Genomic DNA, 636 nt, shown 5'->3' with positions numbered 1-636 from the left:
TTTGGATTCTTCTGAAAGGGGTCGATGTTTTCCGTTGGAGGTGCCGCCGTAAGGGCCTTCGGGATTGATCGTGCCTTGTACGCGAGTGACTTCGGTCGACTTCAGGCAAGGGCCACCCAAATACACTTTGGCGATACCGCCAGGTGCCAGGCCAACAATCAGCAGCTTTCGGTAATCCGTAATCCATTTACCATCTGCACCACAAAAGGCCCTTTCACCCTTGAGCATGGTGGTTCGAGCTGACTCGGGGATTTCAATGTACGCTTCGTAGGTCTGCGGCTCGGCCAGCGACTGCCAGCGCACATAGACCAAACGAGGGAGATCAGCGCCTCTTACATGTCGGCCACTCCCGCCCGGATGTGGGGGCCATCCTTTGGGCTTTCCGAGAAATTTCGTCGGTATGCCTTTACTGAACGCTGTCGGATACCCGGTCGATACGATTCCGCTGCCTGCACCGCGGAATACTCGCTCATTGATATCAACGACATCCGCCGTTTCRATCCAGGCTTCCATGTAGGCAGGACCAAAAAAGTTGAGCTTCCACGCGTCATAAGGCAGTGACCGACCAAGGCCCTTGGTGCATCCCCCCAAGAGCAACGCCAATAACATTGCAACACTCGCTTTAACTGCGGGTGA

Annotated in this window: 1 protein-coding gene; it reads right to left on the bottom strand. The window is 55.1% G+C overall.

Translation table 11 applies throughout. From position 1 onward, the window contains the following. A partial coding sequence (locus AC1DHT_RS29235) for a DUF2931 family protein (RefSeq protein ID WP_442114859.1) occupies window positions 1–609 on the bottom strand: 609 nt, incomplete at its 3' end. Between the last annotated feature and the right edge of the window lie 27 nt (window positions 610–636).

It is taken from the genome of Pseudomonas sp. 05N432 (assembly GCF_056396945.1).
This window is presented reverse-complemented; position numbering and strand designations above follow the sequence as displayed.